The following is a 15,607-nucleotide window of genomic DNA, read 5'->3' as shown; positions in this document are numbered from 1 at the left end:
TACAATTCCCCTGCAGGTGCAAACGCGCGTCGACGTCTTCGAGCAGATCTTCCTGGTCTTTCTCGGACTCGGAACGCTCGTCGGTGTCGTTGTCGTTGCGTACACGCTGTACAACGCGTACAAGTATCGCGACGGCGCTGCGAAGACGTCCGACGACGACACGCCAGTACTTGGGGAGTTACCGACAGGAGGAGAGGGCGGCAAGAAACTGTTCCTATCGTTCGGCCTGAGCGCGATCGTCGTGATCTCGCTCGTGATCTGGACGTACGGAATGCTGTTGTACGTCGAGGATCCGGGTGACGACATCCCACAGGAGGACGCCATCGAGGTCGACGTCGAGGGTGACGGCTTCGCCTGGTACTTCGAGTACGAGAACGGGGCCGAGACGGTCAATACCATGACCGTTCCGGAGGACACGCCGGTCTGGATCAGCGTTACCGGCGGGGACGTCTGGCACAACTTCGGGATCTCTGATCTACGCGTGAAAGCCGACGCGATCCCCGGTGAAACCGACGAAACGTGGTTCATGGCCGAGGAGGCCGGTGACACCCACACGATCGAGTGCTTCGAACTCTGTGGCGACGGCCACTCCGCGATGGACGGCACCCTCGAGGTCGTCGAGGAAGAGGAGTTCGAGGAGTTCCTTGAGGACGAAGCGCCGGACGATGACGAGAACGGCGACGACGAGGAAGCCGAGGACGAAAACGGTGACGACGAGGCTAACGACGAAGAGAACGGTGACGACGAAGCCGACGAAGAGAACGGTGATGACGAGGCTGACGACGACGAGAACGGTGACGACGAGGACGATGAGGAAGAGGAGACCGAGGACGAGAACGACGAGGAAGACGACGGAGGTGACGACTGATGGGTGACCTCCCGCCGATGACGTCGGTCAAGCGCTGGTTCGTCACGACCAACCACAAGGACGTCGGGATCCTCTATCTCGGAACCGCCCTGTTCTTCCTGGTGCTCGGCGGTGTCCTGGCGTTGCTGTTCCGAGCGCATCTCTGGGAGAGCGGCGGAACCGGACTGCTGACGGACAGCCAGTTCAACCAGGCCGTGTCGGTCCACGGACTGCTGATGGTGTTCTGGTTCCTCTCGCCGTTTGCAGCCGGCTTCGCGAACTACTTCGTCCCGCTACAGATCGGGGCGAAGGACCTCGCGTTCCCGCGCCTGAACGCTCTGAGCTACTGGTTCTACCTGTTCTCGGGGATCCTCCTCGGGATTTCGTTCTTCCAGGGTGGCTCGTTCTCCGGCGGGTGGACGATGTACGCGCCGCTGAACGTGCCGACGTACACGCCGGCGCTCGAGGCGACGACCGGTGGCAACGCGACGGTCCTCGCGTTGATGCTGTTCGTCTTCTCGATCACGATCGGGACGGTCAACTTCCTCGTGACGATCCACCGCTCGCGCGCGGAGGGACTCGGTCTGTGGAACATGCCGCTGTTTACGTGGTCGTGGCTGCTGACCGTCTGGATGATGCTGTTCGCGTTCGCGGCGCTGCTGGCCGCACTGCTGTTGCTCTCTATCGACCGGCTGTTCCTGACCCAGTACTTCGCGACCGATCAGGGGTCGGGTCTGCTGTGGGCCCACCTGTTCTGGTTCTTCGGACACCCGGAGGTGTACATCGTCTTCTTCCCCGCGCTGGGGATCATGTTCGAGACGTTCCAGACGTTTACGGGACGACGACTCGTCGGCCGCAAGTGGGTCATCATCTCGATGGTCCTCGTCGCGGTCCAGTCGTTCCTCGTCTGGATGCACCACATGTTCCTGACGACCATCAACCTCGAGATCAAGACGCTGATGATGGCGACGACCATCGGGATCTCACTACCGTTCGACCTGATGGTCTTCGCGCTGATCTACACGATGGTCAAGGGACGGGTGCGGTTTACGACCCCGTTCCTCTTTAGCCTCGGCGCGCTCGTCCTGTTCATCCTGGGCGGCATTACCGGGGTGTTCCTGGGTGCGGTCGTGCTCGACTACGAGTTCCGCGGCACCTACTGGGTCGTCGCCCACTTCCACTACGTGATGGTTTCGGGCGTCACTGCCCTGATCGGCGGCCTCTACTACTGGTGGCCGAAGATCACCGGGAAGATGTACTCCGAGTCGCTGGGTAAGCTCAGCTTCGCGGTGTACTTCATCGGCTTCAACCTGCTGTACTTCCCGATGTTCCTCGCCTGGGAGACGCCCCGACGTGTCTTCCACTTCGCAGAGGGTATCGAGATCTACCACCAGGCCGCGACCGTCGGCGCGTTCGTTCTCGGCGCGGGCGTGTTGCTCGTCTTCGCGACGCTCGCACACAGTCTCGTCGCGGGCCCGCGAGCACCCGAGAACCCCTGGGAGTTCTCCCGGACGGCAGAGTGGGCGATCCCCTCGCCCCCACCGCTCGAGAACTGGGACGGCCGTCCCAGCTACGCCTCTGGCTCGCTCGAGTTCGTCGAGGACTCGAAGGCCGTCCCCGACGGTGGCGCCGAATACGGACAGGGAACGGTCGCCAAGACCGAGGCAACCCACGAGGAGGAACACGCCGACCACGCCAGCATCTGGCCGCTCGGCATCGGTGCTGGTCTGTTCACGTTCTTCCTCGGTCTCTCGGGTCTGACGCCGTACGTGGTCGAGTTCGCCGAGGGAACCGCTGCTCCGCCCGAGGGTCTCTCTGGGACGGCAGCCGAGCCGAACATCATATACCCCGTGATCACGGCACTCGGGCTGGCGATCATGGCGTACACGCTATTCAAGTTCGGCGTCGAGCAGTTCGAAGCCCCCGAGATGCAGATCGCCGAGCGCTGGCCCTTCGAGGGCGTCGGCAACACGAAGTTCGGCGTCTGGGTGTTCCTCGCGTCCGACGTCGTCGTCTTCGGCGCCGCGATCGGCGCGTTCGTGTTCATGCGCCTTCACACCGGCTGGGGTAACTGGGAGACGATTCCGTTCGCCTCCTGGCCCGGCCTGCTGAACACCTACGTCCTGCTGACCTCGAGCTTCACGGTCATCCTCGCGCTGGTGATGGCCGAACGCAAGAACAAGCGAGGACTGCTCGCGACGCTAGGTGCGACCCTCGCACTGGGACTCACGTTCATGGGCGTGAAGGCCTACGAGTACGCCTACAAGTTCCAGATCGACGAGTACTGGTGGACCAGCATCGAGCACTCCATCTACTTCGTCACGACCGGGCTACACGCCCTGCACGTGATCCTCGGGCTGCTGATCGCCATCTTCATGATCTACCGCATCTGGTCGATCGACGCCTACCTCGAGGATCACCGTCCGGTGGAGTTCTTCGGACTCTACTGGCACTTCGTCGACATCGTCTGGGTCATCCTCTTCCCGCTGTTCTACCTGATGTAGCGGTTCGCCGCTACATCGACCCTCTCGAGAACGCGATCCGTTTTTTGAACCGCTCACTACCCGCGTGAGCCCCGCGACCGCCGCTCGTTTCGTCCCGGACGTACCGGGCAACGGGGTCGTTCGGGCTCCGCGATACCGGCCGCGGACGCTTCGCTCGAGCCGCCGATCGCTCGTAGTGTGTGCCGATCTCAGCCATCGGCTCGCCCACCGGCTCCGCCACGTCGTCCTCTCGGGACGGCTCCGCTGCGATTGCTCCCGGTTCGGAGCACCGACCCGGAGTGGGTGTCGAGAAACCGGTATCTCCGGGACCTCGCCCTTAGCCCATCAGCGTCGCCGGCTTGTGGAGCAGAATTTCCGTCGGATCTCGTCGCTCTCACGCGGCGGAATCGACGCTTTCGTCGTCGCGTTCGTGTCCGGCCCGAGACGGGCGAATCGACCGAACGTGATCGCCTCGTCCGCCTCGAGTTCGCCCTCCATCGCCCGCATGAGGAAGGTATAAGTGGCCCACACACTCATTGCTCACCAATGGCCGACGTTCGCACGTACACCCTCATTTACGTCGTACTGCTGGTGTTGGGTACCGGAAAGTTCGTGTTCTTTCAGTTCCCCGAAATATTCCCTGAGGCCGCTGCGATCGGCGGGACGATCATCCTAGCCGTAATCAAGGTGTTGCTGATCGCCGCCTACTATCAGCACCTGATCGAGGAGCCCCGCGCGATCACCTACATGATGGGGATCGCCGTGTTCATGGTCTTCCTGCTGACCATCGCCGCGGGCTACTCGATCCAGTAACTGATTTCCAAACTTCTCTCTCGACGCCACATTCGGCCAGCGTCGGCTCTCTCGAACTCGACCAACACCGCCGCGCGGACGATTCTTGCCGGGTCGTCGATCGCTGTCCCGTAGTGGCCGCCACAAATCATTGCACTCCTGGTCGAATGTGGGTGGCACGTAACTCGTTTCGATGCCTCCCATCGATCGGCAGTCCGTCGAGCCCCCCACTCGAGACGCGATTGCTCGTCGAGCTCTCCGTGCCGACCTCCAGGGGCAGCTGAGTCTGCACATTAAACTGCCTCGAGGTCGAGTGGATCGAGATGTCGGCGGTTCCCCATCACCAAACGAGGCCGACGGGTTCGCGGACTTCCCGGATCGGCACTCCACTCAGGTCACGGAAGACCGGGGGCGTCCGGACGACTCAACGCACTCGGCCAGTCTCCACCTGTAGACGGCGAGGATCGCGGCTCGTCGCCGTTCGACAACCTCGAACGTTCTGGCTCGTTACTCGGACTGGCGTTGTTCACGCGCCCGTCTCGGTGCGACAGCAGCTTCTCGCCGAGATGCGAGCCGATCTGTCCTCGACCCCGCTCGATGCATGTGGTGGGCTGCTCGAGAACTCGCAGCCCGATTCGGATCTCGACATCCCTGGCGCCGTTCCGATCTGGAGACGCTCTCTCGTCACCTCACTTGCGACCGACTGCGGTCGCGTCTGATGGAGACCGTCGTCCAGTTCGTGCTCGAGCGTCCGTGAGAGCGCTCTCATGAGCGCTCTGCATCCTACAACTGATACCGACAGAGCGGAGCCTGACTCCGTACACGTCTGCACGTGAGACGCACGAGGCGCATCCGGAGAACGCAACACGTCTCGAGCGATGGACTGTGTACCGTACTCGAGTGCAACAAAAGGAAACGGAGCCGTTAGTCTTCGCGGCCGAACATCTGGCGCATCATCGGATGCATCTCCATCATCTGCTCCTCGGCGATCTCCTCGTACAGCTTGTACGTGATCGAGACCGCGAGCAGCAGCCCCGTCCCGGTGACGGCGCCGATGGTACCCAGCATGTTCGCCCAGACGGCCAGCAGGCCGACCAGGGCGCCGCCGATGACGGTCACCTGCGGGATGTACCGCTCCATGACCTTCTCGATGACGCCGACGTTCTGTCGGAACCCGGGGATCTGCATCCCGGAGTTCTGGATCTGTCGGGCCGTCGCGTCCGGCCCCATGTTCGTCGTCTCGACCCAGAAGATGGCGAAGATCGCTCCACCGATGACCATGAACGTCAGGTCGATGGAGATCCGGATCAGCACCATCCACGTCGCCTGGGCGACCTCACCGGTCCACCACATCCAGTCTTCCGGCGAGTAGATCGGCGCGGTGTAGTAGAAGAACCCGCTGACGGGCTCTCCCTGTGCGTTGTACTGGCCCAGGGCGGCGGGCATACCGGCCCACGTCCGGTCGAGGATCTGGCCCATGAACTGGATGTTCGCCTGCAGCGCCCGAACGAGGATCATCGGCAGGACGCTCGCGTAGATGAGCTTCACGGGGAAGCGACCGCGGGCGCCCTTCACGCGGGCGTGGCTGAGCGGGATCTCGACGCGCACGGACTCGGCGTAGACGACGATCCCGAAGATCAGCAGCGTCGTCATGAGGGCGATGATCTGGCCCTCACCGAGCAACAGCGTGTTCAGCGTGTCCCCGGCGAGATCGACGTCGCCGAAGATGATCTGGTACCAGTCGTAGAAGAACCCGCCCTCTGCGGGCTGGATGAATCCGGTGACCAGTCGCTGGCTCACGCCGGCGATGATGAACAGGCCGATCCCGCTGCCGACACCCCACTTGCTGACGACCTCGTCCATGTACAGGATAAGAACCCCGCCCATGAAGATCTGGAGGAACATCAGCACCTGGAGCTGCGTGCTGTCGAAGGTGAGCCCGCCGAGCGACAGCGACTGCTGGACGGGGAGGAAGCCGCCGGCGAACACCATCGGGAGCGCGGTTAGCGCCGTCATGATGATGACCAGAAGCTTCTGGAGTCCCTGGTAGAGCACCTGATCCCGTGGGTCGTCGGTGTCGAGACCCAGGAGGTTCGCCCCGCCTAGTAGCTGCATCACGATGCTTGCCGTGACGATCGGACCGATACCGACCTGGAGCAACGAACCGTGCTCACCGGCGAGGATCGCACGGAACTCCCCGAAGAGGTCGGTTGCACCATCGGCCTGCATCCCAAGCAGGGCGATGTTCGTCAGGAAAAAGTACAACACGAGGATGCCGGCCGTCCACGCTAGCTTTCGCTTGAAGGGGACGTGCCCCTCCGGACGACGTACCGTCGGCATCCGTGTCAGAACCGGTTCAGCGGCTTCCTTCCATCCCATGCGTTAGTCCTCGACCTGTTCTGACTCGTCGTCGGTGTCGCCCTCGGCCTCAGCTTCGCCCTCGGCTTCCTGCTGGGCTCGCTCGGAGAGCACCGCCTTCCCGCCGGCGTCCTCGAGCTTCGCCTGGGCAGCCGCCGAGAAGGCGTCTGCCGTGACCTCGAGTGTGTTCCGGACCTGGCCGGAGCCAAGTACCTTCACGACGTCGACGTCGTGGCCGCTCTCGACGATATCGCGCGCGTCGAGTCGGTAACCGTCGTCGGTCTCCTCGGCCTCACCCTCGGCGGCGTAGAGGATCGCGTCCTCGTCGAGCTTCTGGACGTCGATCTCGGCGACGTCGGCCTGAAGCTCGTCCGGTCGGTTGAAGCCGTGTTTGCCCTTCGGTTCGTAGTTGTGGAACTCGTGTTTGCTGCGGCCGGCACGTCCGCGTCCGCCGCGATGGCCGGCTCCTCGGCGGTTCTTGTGGGAGCCGCCGCTGTGCGTCCGGGATCCGCGCTGGCGTCGTTTTTTACTCGTCATGGTTTATCGCATCGATTCTAACAGTTGATTAATCTCCTCGGTTGTATGTTTTCCGAGTTGGCCGCCGTCCACGGTCGGGTTCTTGATCCCCTCGTGACCGCCGCGTGGGGGGTGGAGACGCAGCGTCGGGGAGAGACCCTCCTCGCGAAGGGTCGTCTCCTCAGCGAGCAGCGCGTCGGCGAGCGCACCGAAGTCGTCGTACGCGGTGTTCTCGGCGAGCCATTCCTCGTCGACGTCCGCCTGTCGCCCCTCGAGCGGTTCCGCGCGCTTGGCGAGGACGGTCTCGAGGACGTCCTGATCGGGTTCGCCGATCGCAACGTAGTCGTTGACCTTGGCGACCATCCCGTCGTACGTATCCGTCTCGGGGACGAGCGCGCAGTGGTTGACGCTGTGGATGTTGAGCATCTCCAGGGTGTCCTGGATGTCGGTGTTGCGGTTGACCTCGCCGCGAACCTGGACGACCGCTCTCATTGGTCAGCCACCTCCGCTTCCTCCCGGCCGCTCCGGGAGCTCGGATGGCGCGACTGCGAGGCGTTCTCGAGCGCGTTGAACGTCGCCTTCGCGAGGTTGACCGTCGTCCGCGTGTTGCCGTGGCTCTTCGTCCAGGCGTTCTCGATGCCGGCCAGTTCGAGGACGGCACGAACCGTGTCGCTGGCGGCCAGTCCCAGCCCCTCGGGGGCGGGGATCAGCTCGACCTCGACGGAGCCGGCCTTGCCGGTCGTCTGTCGGGTCAGCGAGTGTGGTCGGTCCGAGCGGTCCTCCCAGGAGCCCGATCCGCGGGGGACCTGGATGATGTTTAGCTTCGCGATACCGATCGCCTTCTGGATGGCGGACCCGACCTGGTCGTCGCGGCCTTCCGCGTAGCCGACGTAGCCGTTGCGGTCGCCGACGGCGACCACACAGCGGAACTTCACGCGTCGTCCGGAGTCGGTCATGCGCTGGACCATGTTGATGTCCAGCACCTCGTCGTCCAGTCCGGGAAGGAGCTGGTCGACGATCTCGGGCTCCTTTAGCGGGAGTCCCGAGTTGAGGGCGTCCTCCATCGTGTCGATTTCGCCCTCCTGGACCATTCGGCCGAGACGGGTGACGGGTTCCCATCCACCGTCGTTGTAGTTGTTTCCACTCATTCGAGAATCGCCTCTCGTACCTCGTCGAAGTGTTCTGGTAGCTCTGTCGCGTCGAACTCGCCGCTGTACAGCGGCTCGTCGAGCTGCTCGGCGTACTCGGCGATATGCTCGCCGCGGGTACGCGACCAGTCCGCGAGCACGCTATCGTTGTGCGGGATCTCGAGACCGGCGTCGATCGCCCCCTCCTGAACGGCGAACACCTTGTTGCCCGGCGTCGCCTTGTTGAGGCCGATGTCGAGGACGGCTTCCTCGAGGCCGGCGTCGACCGCCCGCTTGCCGGCCAGCAGGCCGGTCAGATAGGCCGCGGAAATGTTGCTCGTGGGTGCTTCCCAACCGTACTCCTCGAGATCGCTCGAGTGTGCGCTCGCGAGCGTCTCGTCGCCCTGTGGGCCCGGAACGATCAGCTGCGCCGTAGTGTGCTTGTTGCTCTTCCGAGCAACGAGGCGGGGCTTGTCCGATTTCAGCAGGCGCAACCTCTGATGGTAGTCCGTCCGGACCTCACGGCGACGACGCATCGGAACGTTGTATCGTGGTCCTGTCGCCATTACTGGTCACCGTAGGTTTCGTCGATGTAGTTCAACAGGTAGCGGACGCTACGGAACTCGCCACCGCCAGCCTTCTTGTAGAGCTCGCGGTACTGCGTGGGCGTGATCTCGCCCTTGTCGCGGAGTTCGCGCAGCTTCCGGCGCTGTGCACGAATCTTGTCCTGCCACTCGTCTTTCTCGCTCTGGCGGGCGCCCTTCTTGCCCTTGCGCTTGCCCTGGCCCTTGCGGTGGCCGTAGGCGCGTTTCGCGTTGCGCTCGCGGGCGCGACCTCGGGAGTTGCCGCGGGCGTCCTTGGCCTGAATACGGCCGTCCTCGACGAGTTCGCGGATCTCGTCGCGGGTGATCGCCTCGGCGATGTCTCCCTGGGCGTCCGGGTCGATCCAGACGCGGTTCTTGCCGACGTCGAGGACGTCGGCCGCCAGTCGCTTCTGTGCGGAGAGATCAGTCATTGGATTCCACCTCGACTTCCTCGTAGGTCGGGTTCAGGACGCGAACGCCCTGATCCTCGGCCTGCTCCTCGATGCGCTCGCGCTTGCGCGCGCCGACCGAGGAGGAGATGCGGACCGCCTCCGTGTCGCCGTCGACACCCTCGAGATCGTCCGTGTTCTCGACGTAGACCTCGTCGAATCCGCTCGGGTGTTTGCCACGAACCGCTTCGGGGGTTCGGTAGCCGGCCTGGACCTTCGGGCCCTTGCCCTTGATGCCGCGGCGCTGCTTCGAGAGCTGGCCACGGGGACGGCGCCAGGATTCGGGCGTCCGCTTTTTCTTGTGGTAGTCCTGTCGATTGAACTGCGGCTTGCCCGCCTGCTTGCGTCGGGTGAGCAGGCGCTGCTCCTCCTCGGAGAGCTCGGGCGTCTTCTCGGTCAGCCCGCGGGGCTGCAGTTCGGTCTCGACGTCCTCTTCTGGCTCTTCTGCTTCCTCGACGCCCTCGTCTTCGATCTCGGCCTCGGTCTCCTCGGTTACCTCGAGGTCGCCGACGTCGGCCTTGATACGAGCTGCGAGTGCGTTTCCGACGCCGTCGGCCTCGGCCAGGTCCTCCTGGTCGGCCTCCTTGACGTCGTCGATCGTCTCGAAGCCGGCGTCGCGGAGCGCGTCGGCCTTGCTCGCGCCGACGCCGCTGATATCCTCGAGATCCTGCGGACCCTCTTCGGCCGCGGCGTCCTCGGTCTCGGTCTCTGGTTCGTCGTCAGCCATCTATCAGGCACCTCCTTTCGCGGGTTTCTCGGTGATGTAGACCCCGTCCTGGAAGACGCGGGTGTCCTTGCCGCTGACTCGGGTCAGCTGCTCGATGTCTGCCGCCGTCTGGCCGACGTCCTCCTTGTTCGGACCGGAGAGGACGAGCCGTTCGTCGTCGACGGAGACGTCGGTCTCACCGTGGATAGTCGTGCGTCGCGGTGCCTTCTCGCCGAGGAAGTTCTCGATGACGACGTCGTCGCCCTCCACGCGGACCTGCATCGGGAAGTGAGAGTAGAAGACCTCCATCTTGTACTCCCAGCCCTCGGTCACGCCGTGGAACGCGTTCTTCAGGTGACTCTCGAAGGTGCCGACGGTCGCGTTCGTCTTCGCGTCCTCGGCCGCACTTTCGATGACCACCTGGTCGTCTTCCGCTTCGACGGTCACGTCGGGGTACCAGAGACGCCGGGTCACGGCGCCCTCGGGTCCGTCGACGGTCACGTCGAGATGATCGACCTCGACAGTTACGTTTTCGGGGGTTTCCAGTTCGACTCGCATGATTAGTAGACGTATGCGATCACCTGGCCGCCGATCCCCTGCTCGCGCGCCTCGTAGTGGCTCATGATGCCACTGCTCGTCGTAACGACGAGCGCGCCGAAGTCTCGAGCCGGGAGGTATCGCTTCTCCCACTTCTCGAAGTCCTCGGCACCGGCTGCGTAGCGGGGCTTAACGGGGCCACACTCGTTGATCGCTCCTTTCAGTTCGACCTCGAACTGACCGGCCTTACCGTCGTCGACGAACTCGAAGCCGTCGATGTACCCGCGGTCGTAGAAGACCTCGAGCACGTTGCCGATCTCGTTCGAAGCGGGCGTTACCTCGTGGCTCAGTTTCCCGACGCTCTCGGCGTTGTCGATCCCCGAGAGCGCGTTGCTGAGTGGGTCGTTTCCAGTCATGTTATCGGTACTTCCTGAATCCCATGTTGCGGGCGATCTCTCGGAAACACTGTCGACAGAGGTTGATGTCGTACTTGCCGACGAGTCCCTGTTTGCGGCCACAGCGCTGGCACTCCTCGATCTGGCCGGTGCGCTTTGCCGCGTGCTCGCCCGTCTGGTCGTTTTCTACGTCGGTTTCACTCATCCGTGGACTCCTCTACGTTGACGTCGAAGTTCGCCTCGAGGTACTGAATCGCGTCCTCGGGGGTGAGTCGGTGCTTCGACGGGATCGATCGAGTCACCTTGTCGCGCTTGGCGATGCGGTAGCCCGGGCGGACGAGGTTGACCGTAACGTCCATCCCGTAGATCCCGACGTTCGGGTCGTACTCCTGGCTCGGGAACTCGGTGTGTTCCTCGACCCCGAAGCTGAAGTTCCCAGTGTTGTCGAACTGGTTCTCGGCGAGCGTCGCCAGCGGCAGGGCGGTCTCGAGGAACTCGGCCGCATCCTCGCCGCGAAGGGTGACCTTCGTCCCGATCGGGTCGCCCTGTCGGATGCCGAAGTCGGGCTCGGTCCGCTTGGCCTGGGTCCGGACGCTCTGCTGGTCCGTGACCTCCTCGATGATGTCCTCGGCCTTGCCGAGTTCGCGGCCACCGCGGCCGACGCCCATGTGGACGACGACCTTCTCGACGCGGGGCTCGCGCATCTCGTGGAACTCGCCTTCGGCTTCACTACTCATCGTCATCACCTTCGTCGCCCGTGAAGTTCTCGTCGATCACGACGACGTACTCCTCGACGGTCTCGAACAGCTCGTCGTCGGTCTCGACGGTGACGATGTTCGAGCCGCTGCCGGGGGTGACGTCGATATCGGTGACCTCGCCGATCTTCCCGCCGTGGTTGCCGCTAACGGCCGTGACGAGTGCACCGTCCTCGTAGGGGAAGTGTGCGACGACCGACTTGTCGTCGTTGTCGACGACGACCGAGTCGTTCGTGCTGTACTCGCTTTCCTCGGCGAGGATGTTCGTTCCGTCGTGCAGCGTCAGCTGGGTGTCGCCACCCGGAACCTGACGCTTGCCCTCGATCTTGCCGAGGCGGCTGTCGGCGTCGTCGGCGTCGATCTCGGTCAAAGCGAGTCGGCCACCCTCGTCGGGGAAGACCCGGTAGTACTCCTCGCGACCGGGGAACGCAACGATGTCGAACATGCCGATCGGGCGCTGTTCGTCGTTGATCGGTTCCCCGTTGACGAGGATCGAGTCCTGCGAGAGGGCGTACCGCGCTTCCTTCTTCGAGTCGACGTAGCCGAGCACGTCCCGAAGCAGGACGACGAGCGGAACACCGTCCTCACCGTGCGGGCCGGAGTCGGCCTTGACCGTGAAGACGTCGGTCTTTCGCTCGACTGGCCAGGACTTCGGCACGGACAGTCGTTTCTGATGTTTCGTCATTCGCTATCACCTTCGTCTTCGTCTTCGTTCGCGTCGCCCTCGAGGCGCGCCTCGCGGCGCTCGTCCTCGAGGTCGAGATCCGTGACCCGGACGTTCGACGGGTCGAGCGGCCGCGGCACTTCCTCGCCGTCGGCCGTCTCGACGGTCACGTCCTCGACGTGGATCGTGCCGTCCTCGAGGATCGCACGAAGGACCTCGCCGGTCTCGCCGGCGTGGTCGCCGCGCATGACCTCGACGGTGTCGCCCGCGTTGACGCGGGTCCGTCGCGTGTCGTACTCCTCGCGGAGGTCATCCGAGAGCGTCGCGTGAAGCTGCTTCTGTCGCTTGTGCAGCGGTGCACGCTCCGTCTGGGTTCGCTGTTTGTGTGGTTGCTTGCTCATACTCAGACGATCATCGTTGCGGTCGAGGCGATCGCGCCGAAGCGTTCGGCGACTTCGCGAGCGATCGGGCCCTTGATTTCCGTCCCGCGGGGCTCTTCGTTCTCGTCGATGATGACCGCCGCGTTGTCCTCGAACTTCACGCGCGTCCCGTCGGGTCGGCGGATCGACTTCCGCTGGCGGACGATGACGGCCTCGAGGACCTGGCGGCGCATCTCGGGGGTACCCTTGGTGACCGAGACGGTCACCTTGTCACCGAGCCCCGCCTTCGGCTGGCGGTTCTTGGTGCCCTGGTAGCCCGAGACGCTGATGACCTTCAGCTCGCGCGCACCGGTGTTGTCGGCGCACGTGACCAGGGATCCCTTCTTCAGGCCCTGGGTGACGTCGGCTTTCATCGCCTCCATCACTGATCACCCTCGACGGCTTCCTCTTCGGCACCCTCGGTGACATCGCTGCTGGAAAGCTCACGGTCAGGCTCGGCCTGACGGGTGAGCGCGGCGATGTCCTCCGCGGTTGCCTCTTCGGTTACTTCGACGACCACGTGCGATTTCGTCTTCGACAGTGGTCGGGTCTCTGCGATCTTGACCGTGTCACCGACCGAGAGCGGCTCGAGCACGCCCGGTACGTGGGCCGGGATGCGCGAGCGACGCTTCATCTGGCGGTCGTACTTCGGAACCGCCACATCGTACTCTCGTTCGACGACCACGGTCTTGTCCATGTCCGTCGAGATGACGGTCCCCTCGAGGATCTGACCTCGAACGGAGAGCTCGCCGTAGAACGGACACTTCTCGTAGTCGTATTCCTCCGGGTTCTCTGGTTCCGGAGGGGTTTCAACGTCTAATCCTATTGCCATGGTGAGTCACCATTCGTTTCCGTGCGTCGGGCGGGTTGTGAGAGCAGTCGCGAGCCATCGACCGTAACGTAGGCCACGTCCTCGCCGGCAGCGTGGCGGCGATTCCGTGAAGAATCGTCGCCACGACAGTCGGCGGCATCGCCGCCGACTCGGTCTGCGAGGACGGACGAATCGTCCGCCCCTGCAGGTTGAGTGTCGGCCAGTTTGGACGCGGTCCCCGACGCCTTCGCGGCGTCGGCGGCGTCATCTGTGATCGCGAACTCGAACGTCGAGCCCGACTTCGGCACCATAACGACCCGAGACGCGCCCTGCTCTCGAACTTCTACCGAGAGCGTGTTGGTCGTCTCGATGACGACCCGTCCCTCGAGGCCGACTCGTCCGTCGTCGTCACTCTCGACGACGCGGACGGGCAGTCCGTTGAGTTCGTGTCGGGGCAGCGTTTCGGGTGTTAGTGCCATTGTTCGTGTGTTACTCGTCGGTGTCGTCCGCTGCGGCCTCGTCCTCGAGGTCGCCTTCCTCTCGCTGGATCGTCTTGATCCGGGCGATGGTGCGGCTCAGTTCGCCGATACGACCCGGGTTCTCCGGGGCGCCACCGGCCGCGAGGACGGACTTCTGGTTGAGCAGCTCGGTCTCGAGCTCCTCGAGTTCGTCCTCTCGCTCGGCGGCGGTCATGTCACGGACCTCTTCGACGTGGAGGATCGCCATCAGGCGTCACCTCCCTCGTCCTCGTCCGCGTCTTCGGAGGCGTCCTGTGCCTCGTCGTCCATCTCAGCCATCAGCTCCTCGGCCTCGGCTTCGACGTCCTCCTCGAGCTCGTCTAAGTCCTCCTCGATTGGCGCTTCGTCGGGGATGTCGACGTCCTCGTCTTCGACGGCGTCGACCTCCGCTTCGATGACCTCCTCGATGTCCTCTTCCTCGGGCTCGGGCTCGACGGCGTCCTCGGCGGGGGCTTCGGCGCCTTCCTCGGTGGCCTCGGCCTCCTCGGGCTCGCCCTCGAGCAGCTCCTCGACGCCCTCGGCCTCGTTGGCTTCGACGGCGTCGGGGACGACCTCTTCGGGGTCCATCTCGTCGTGGACCTGGAAGTCGTCGGGGAGTTCGGCACCCGGCGGGATGATCTTCACGTCGACGCCGATCGTGCCGAGCTTCATCACTGCGACGCCCTGGCCGTGGTCGACGACCTCTTCGGCGGGCTCGCCGTTGTGCTTGATGTAGCCGCGGTTGAACTTCTCGACGCGCGAGCGAGCGCCAGTGACCTTCCCGGAGAGGACGATCTCTGCGCCGAGCGCGCCGGAGTCCATGATTCGGTCGATCGTGGTGTGACCGGCCTTCCGGAAGTACCAGCCACGCTCGAGTGCGTTGGCCAGTCGGTCCGCGACGATCCGTGCGTTGAGGTCGGGTTCGTCGACCTCCTGGACGTCGATCTGGGGGTCCTCGAGGTTGAACTTCTCCTCGAGAGCCGTCGTGACCTTCCGGATGTTCTCGCCGCCCTTGCCGATGACCATCCCCGGCTTCTCGGCCTTGAGAACGATCTGGGTTCCCATCGGCGTCTTGGCGACGTCCATACCGCCGTAGCCTGCGCGGCCGAGCTCTTCTTCGAAGAACTCGTCGATCTGAGACCGCTGCAGGCCGTTTTCGATGAACTGGTGTTCGTCAGCCATTAGTTCTCATCCTCCTCGTTCTCGTCGGCTTCCTCGACGACGATCTCGACGTCGACCTCCGGTGTGTTCCAGGCGGTCGCACGCCCCATCGCGCGGGGTTTGCGGCCGACGGACTCGCCGACCTTGTGGGCGGCGATGTGAACGATCTTCATCGAGGCACCGTCGAAGCCCTGGTGGTCGGCGTTGGACTCGACGTTCTCGAGCAGATCGAGGAACTCGCCCGAGACCTTCTCGGGGTACTTGCCGGCGTCCCAACCTTCGACGTCCGAGCGGTGACCCGCGCCGGAGTTGTGGGACTTGAACGGCACCGACTGCTCCTCGTCGATCACGTCCTGCAGGTACGCCTGGGCGTCCGCGACGGTTCGGCCCTTGATCTCGCGGGCGACCTCCTTGCTGTGCTTGTGGCTCATGTGACGCTCCCGGAGCATCGCTTTCGCGGTCGTGTCCGGATCCGCGTCGACTGAGTAGTTGATTCCCATGCGGTG

General features: G+C 64.0%; 23 protein-coding genes. 3 read left to right on the top strand and 20 right to left on the bottom strand.

From position 1 onward, the window contains the following. The first annotated feature begins 10 nt into the window (after positions 1-10). Both coxB and QA609_RS13775 read left to right on the top strand, forming a co-directional pair. Positions 11-868 carry a cytochrome c oxidase subunit II gene (gene coxB / locus QA609_RS13780; protein ID WP_278303260.1) on the top strand — a complete coding sequence of 286 codons (858 nt, stop codon included), beginning with the start codon at positions 11-13 and terminating at the stop codon, positions 866-868. Beyond that, positions 868-3,351 (top strand): cbb3-type cytochrome c oxidase subunit I, encoded by a 2,484-nt coding sequence (locus QA609_RS13775; protein WP_278303191.1) that lies wholly within the window; start codon positions 868-870, stop codon positions 3,349-3,351. Before coxB ends, QA609_RS13775 begins: the two co-directional genes overlap by 1 nt. A 324-nt stretch (positions 3,352-3,675) precedes the next feature. Here the strand turns inward: QA609_RS13775 and QA609_RS13770 are convergent, their stop codons facing one another. After that, complete coding sequence (locus QA609_RS13770; RefSeq protein ID WP_278303190.1) at positions 3,676-3,867, bottom strand: hypothetical protein; 192 nt, start codon at positions 3,865-3,867, stop codon at positions 3,676-3,678. 9 nt (positions 3,868-3,876) lie between these two features. Here QA609_RS13770 and QA609_RS13765 point away from each other — a divergent pair, with 9 nt between their 5' ends. Continuing rightward, entirely contained in the window at positions 3,877-4,143 is a 267-nt protein-coding gene (locus QA609_RS13765; protein WP_278292964.1) for a cytochrome C oxidase subunit IV family protein, read from the top strand. A gap of 903 nt (positions 4,144-5,046) precedes the next feature. Here QA609_RS13765 and secY read toward each other — a convergent pair. The 19 genes from secY to QA609_RS13670 are packed head-to-tail and all read right to left on the bottom strand — an operon-like array spanning position 5,047 to position 15,601. After that, positions 5,047-6,501, bottom strand: a complete 1,455-nt coding sequence (gene secY, locus QA609_RS13760) for a preprotein translocase subunit SecY (protein ID WP_278303189.1) — start codon at positions 6,499-6,501, stop codon at positions 5,047-5,049. 3 nt (positions 6,502-6,504) lie between these two features. Beyond that, positions 6,505-7,017: an uL15m family ribosomal protein gene (locus QA609_RS13755; protein WP_278303188.1), complete on the bottom strand. Its 513-nt coding sequence runs from the start codon at positions 7,015-7,017 to the stop codon at positions 6,505-6,507. 3 nt (positions 7,018-7,020) lie between these two features. Continuing rightward, the gene (rpmD, locus tag QA609_RS13750; RefSeq protein WP_278303187.1) at positions 7,021-7,488 is read right to left on the bottom strand and encodes a 50S ribosomal protein L30; all 468 of its coding nucleotides are present in this window, start codon (positions 7,486-7,488) and stop codon (positions 7,021-7,023) included. Further along, a complete protein-coding gene (locus QA609_RS13745) occupies positions 7,485-8,144 on the bottom strand; it encodes a 30S ribosomal protein S5 (protein ID WP_278303186.1) in 660 nt (219 codons plus the stop codon). Before QA609_RS13745 ends, rpmD begins: the two co-directional genes overlap by 4 nt. Beyond that, positions 8,141-8,689: a 50S ribosomal protein L18 gene (locus QA609_RS13740; protein WP_278303185.1), complete on the bottom strand. Its 549-nt coding sequence runs from the start codon at positions 8,687-8,689 to the stop codon at positions 8,141-8,143. The genes QA609_RS13745 and QA609_RS13740 overlap by 4 nt, the downstream gene beginning before the upstream one ends. Beyond that, the gene (locus QA609_RS13735) at positions 8,689-9,138 is read right to left on the bottom strand and encodes a 50S ribosomal protein L19e (protein WP_278303184.1); all 450 of its coding nucleotides are present in this window, start codon (positions 9,136-9,138) and stop codon (positions 8,689-8,691) included. Before QA609_RS13735 ends, QA609_RS13740 begins: the two co-directional genes overlap by 1 nt. Then, entirely contained in the window at positions 9,131-9,883 is a 753-nt protein-coding gene (locus QA609_RS13730; RefSeq protein ID WP_278303183.1) for a 50S ribosomal protein L32e, read from the bottom strand. Before QA609_RS13730 ends, QA609_RS13735 begins: the two co-directional genes overlap by 8 nt. A 3-nt stretch (positions 9,884-9,886) precedes the next feature. After that, positions 9,887-10,420: a 50S ribosomal protein L6 gene (locus tag QA609_RS13725; RefSeq protein ID WP_278303182.1), complete on the bottom strand. Its 534-nt coding sequence runs from the start codon at positions 10,418-10,420 to the stop codon at positions 9,887-9,889. 2 nt (positions 10,421-10,422) lie between these two features. Next, entirely contained in the window at positions 10,423-10,815 is a 393-nt protein-coding gene (locus QA609_RS13720) for a 30S ribosomal protein S8 (protein WP_278303181.1), read from the bottom strand. 1 nt (position 10,816) lies between these two features. After that, entirely contained in the window at positions 10,817-10,999 is a 183-nt protein-coding gene (locus QA609_RS13715; protein WP_278303180.1) for a 30S ribosomal protein S14, read from the bottom strand. Further along, positions 10,992-11,531 carry a 50S ribosomal protein L5 gene (locus QA609_RS13710; protein WP_278303179.1) on the bottom strand — a complete coding sequence of 180 codons (540 nt, stop codon included), beginning with the start codon at positions 11,529-11,531 and terminating at the stop codon, positions 10,992-10,994. The genes QA609_RS13715 and QA609_RS13710 overlap by 8 nt, the downstream gene beginning before the upstream one ends. Then, positions 11,524-12,234, bottom strand: a complete 711-nt coding sequence (locus QA609_RS13705) for a 30S ribosomal protein S4e (protein ID WP_278303178.1) — start codon at positions 12,232-12,234, stop codon at positions 11,524-11,526. Before QA609_RS13705 ends, QA609_RS13710 begins: the two co-directional genes overlap by 8 nt. Next, complete coding sequence (rplX, locus tag QA609_RS13700; protein WP_278303177.1) at positions 12,231-12,614, bottom strand: 50S ribosomal protein L24; 384 nt, start codon at positions 12,612-12,614, stop codon at positions 12,231-12,233. The genes QA609_RS13705 and rplX overlap by 4 nt, the downstream gene beginning before the upstream one ends. 2 nt (positions 12,615-12,616) lie before the next feature. Beyond that, a complete protein-coding gene (locus QA609_RS13695; RefSeq protein ID WP_005559258.1) occupies positions 12,617-13,015 on the bottom strand; it encodes a 50S ribosomal protein L14 in 399 nt (132 codons plus the stop codon). Continuing rightward, on the bottom strand, positions 13,015-13,464 hold the full coding sequence (locus QA609_RS13690) for a 30S ribosomal protein S17 (RefSeq protein WP_278303176.1): 450 nt from the start codon (positions 13,462-13,464) through the stop codon (positions 13,015-13,017). Before QA609_RS13690 ends, QA609_RS13695 begins: the two co-directional genes overlap by 1 nt. After that, the gene (locus QA609_RS13685; RefSeq protein WP_278303175.1) at positions 13,455-13,922 is read right to left on the bottom strand and encodes a ribonuclease P protein component 1; all 468 of its coding nucleotides are present in this window, start codon (positions 13,920-13,922) and stop codon (positions 13,455-13,457) included. The genes QA609_RS13690 and QA609_RS13685 overlap by 10 nt, the downstream gene beginning before the upstream one ends. A gap of 10 nt (positions 13,923-13,932) precedes the next feature. Beyond that, positions 13,933-14,169, bottom strand: a complete 237-nt coding sequence (gene rpmC / locus QA609_RS13680; protein WP_278303174.1) for a 50S ribosomal protein L29 — start codon at positions 14,167-14,169, stop codon at positions 13,933-13,935. Next, the gene (locus tag QA609_RS13675) at positions 14,169-15,122 is read right to left on the bottom strand and encodes a 30S ribosomal protein S3 (RefSeq protein ID WP_278303173.1); all 954 of its coding nucleotides are present in this window, start codon (positions 15,120-15,122) and stop codon (positions 14,169-14,171) included. Before QA609_RS13675 ends, rpmC begins: the two co-directional genes overlap by 1 nt. Next, the gene (locus tag QA609_RS13670; protein WP_278303172.1) at positions 15,122-15,601 is read right to left on the bottom strand and encodes a 50S ribosomal protein L22; all 480 of its coding nucleotides are present in this window, start codon (positions 15,599-15,601) and stop codon (positions 15,122-15,124) included. The genes QA609_RS13675 and QA609_RS13670 overlap by 1 nt, the downstream gene beginning before the upstream one ends. Positions 15,602-15,607: the final 6 nt, after the last annotated feature.

Origin of the sequence: Natronococcus sp. A-GB7, from assembly GCF_029688865.1 — an archaeon.
GTDB lineage: Archaea > Halobacteriota > Halobacteria > Halobacteriales > Natrialbaceae > Natronococcus.
The sequence above is the reverse complement of the archived record's forward strand: the minus strand, read 5'-3'. Positions and strand labels throughout refer to the sequence as shown.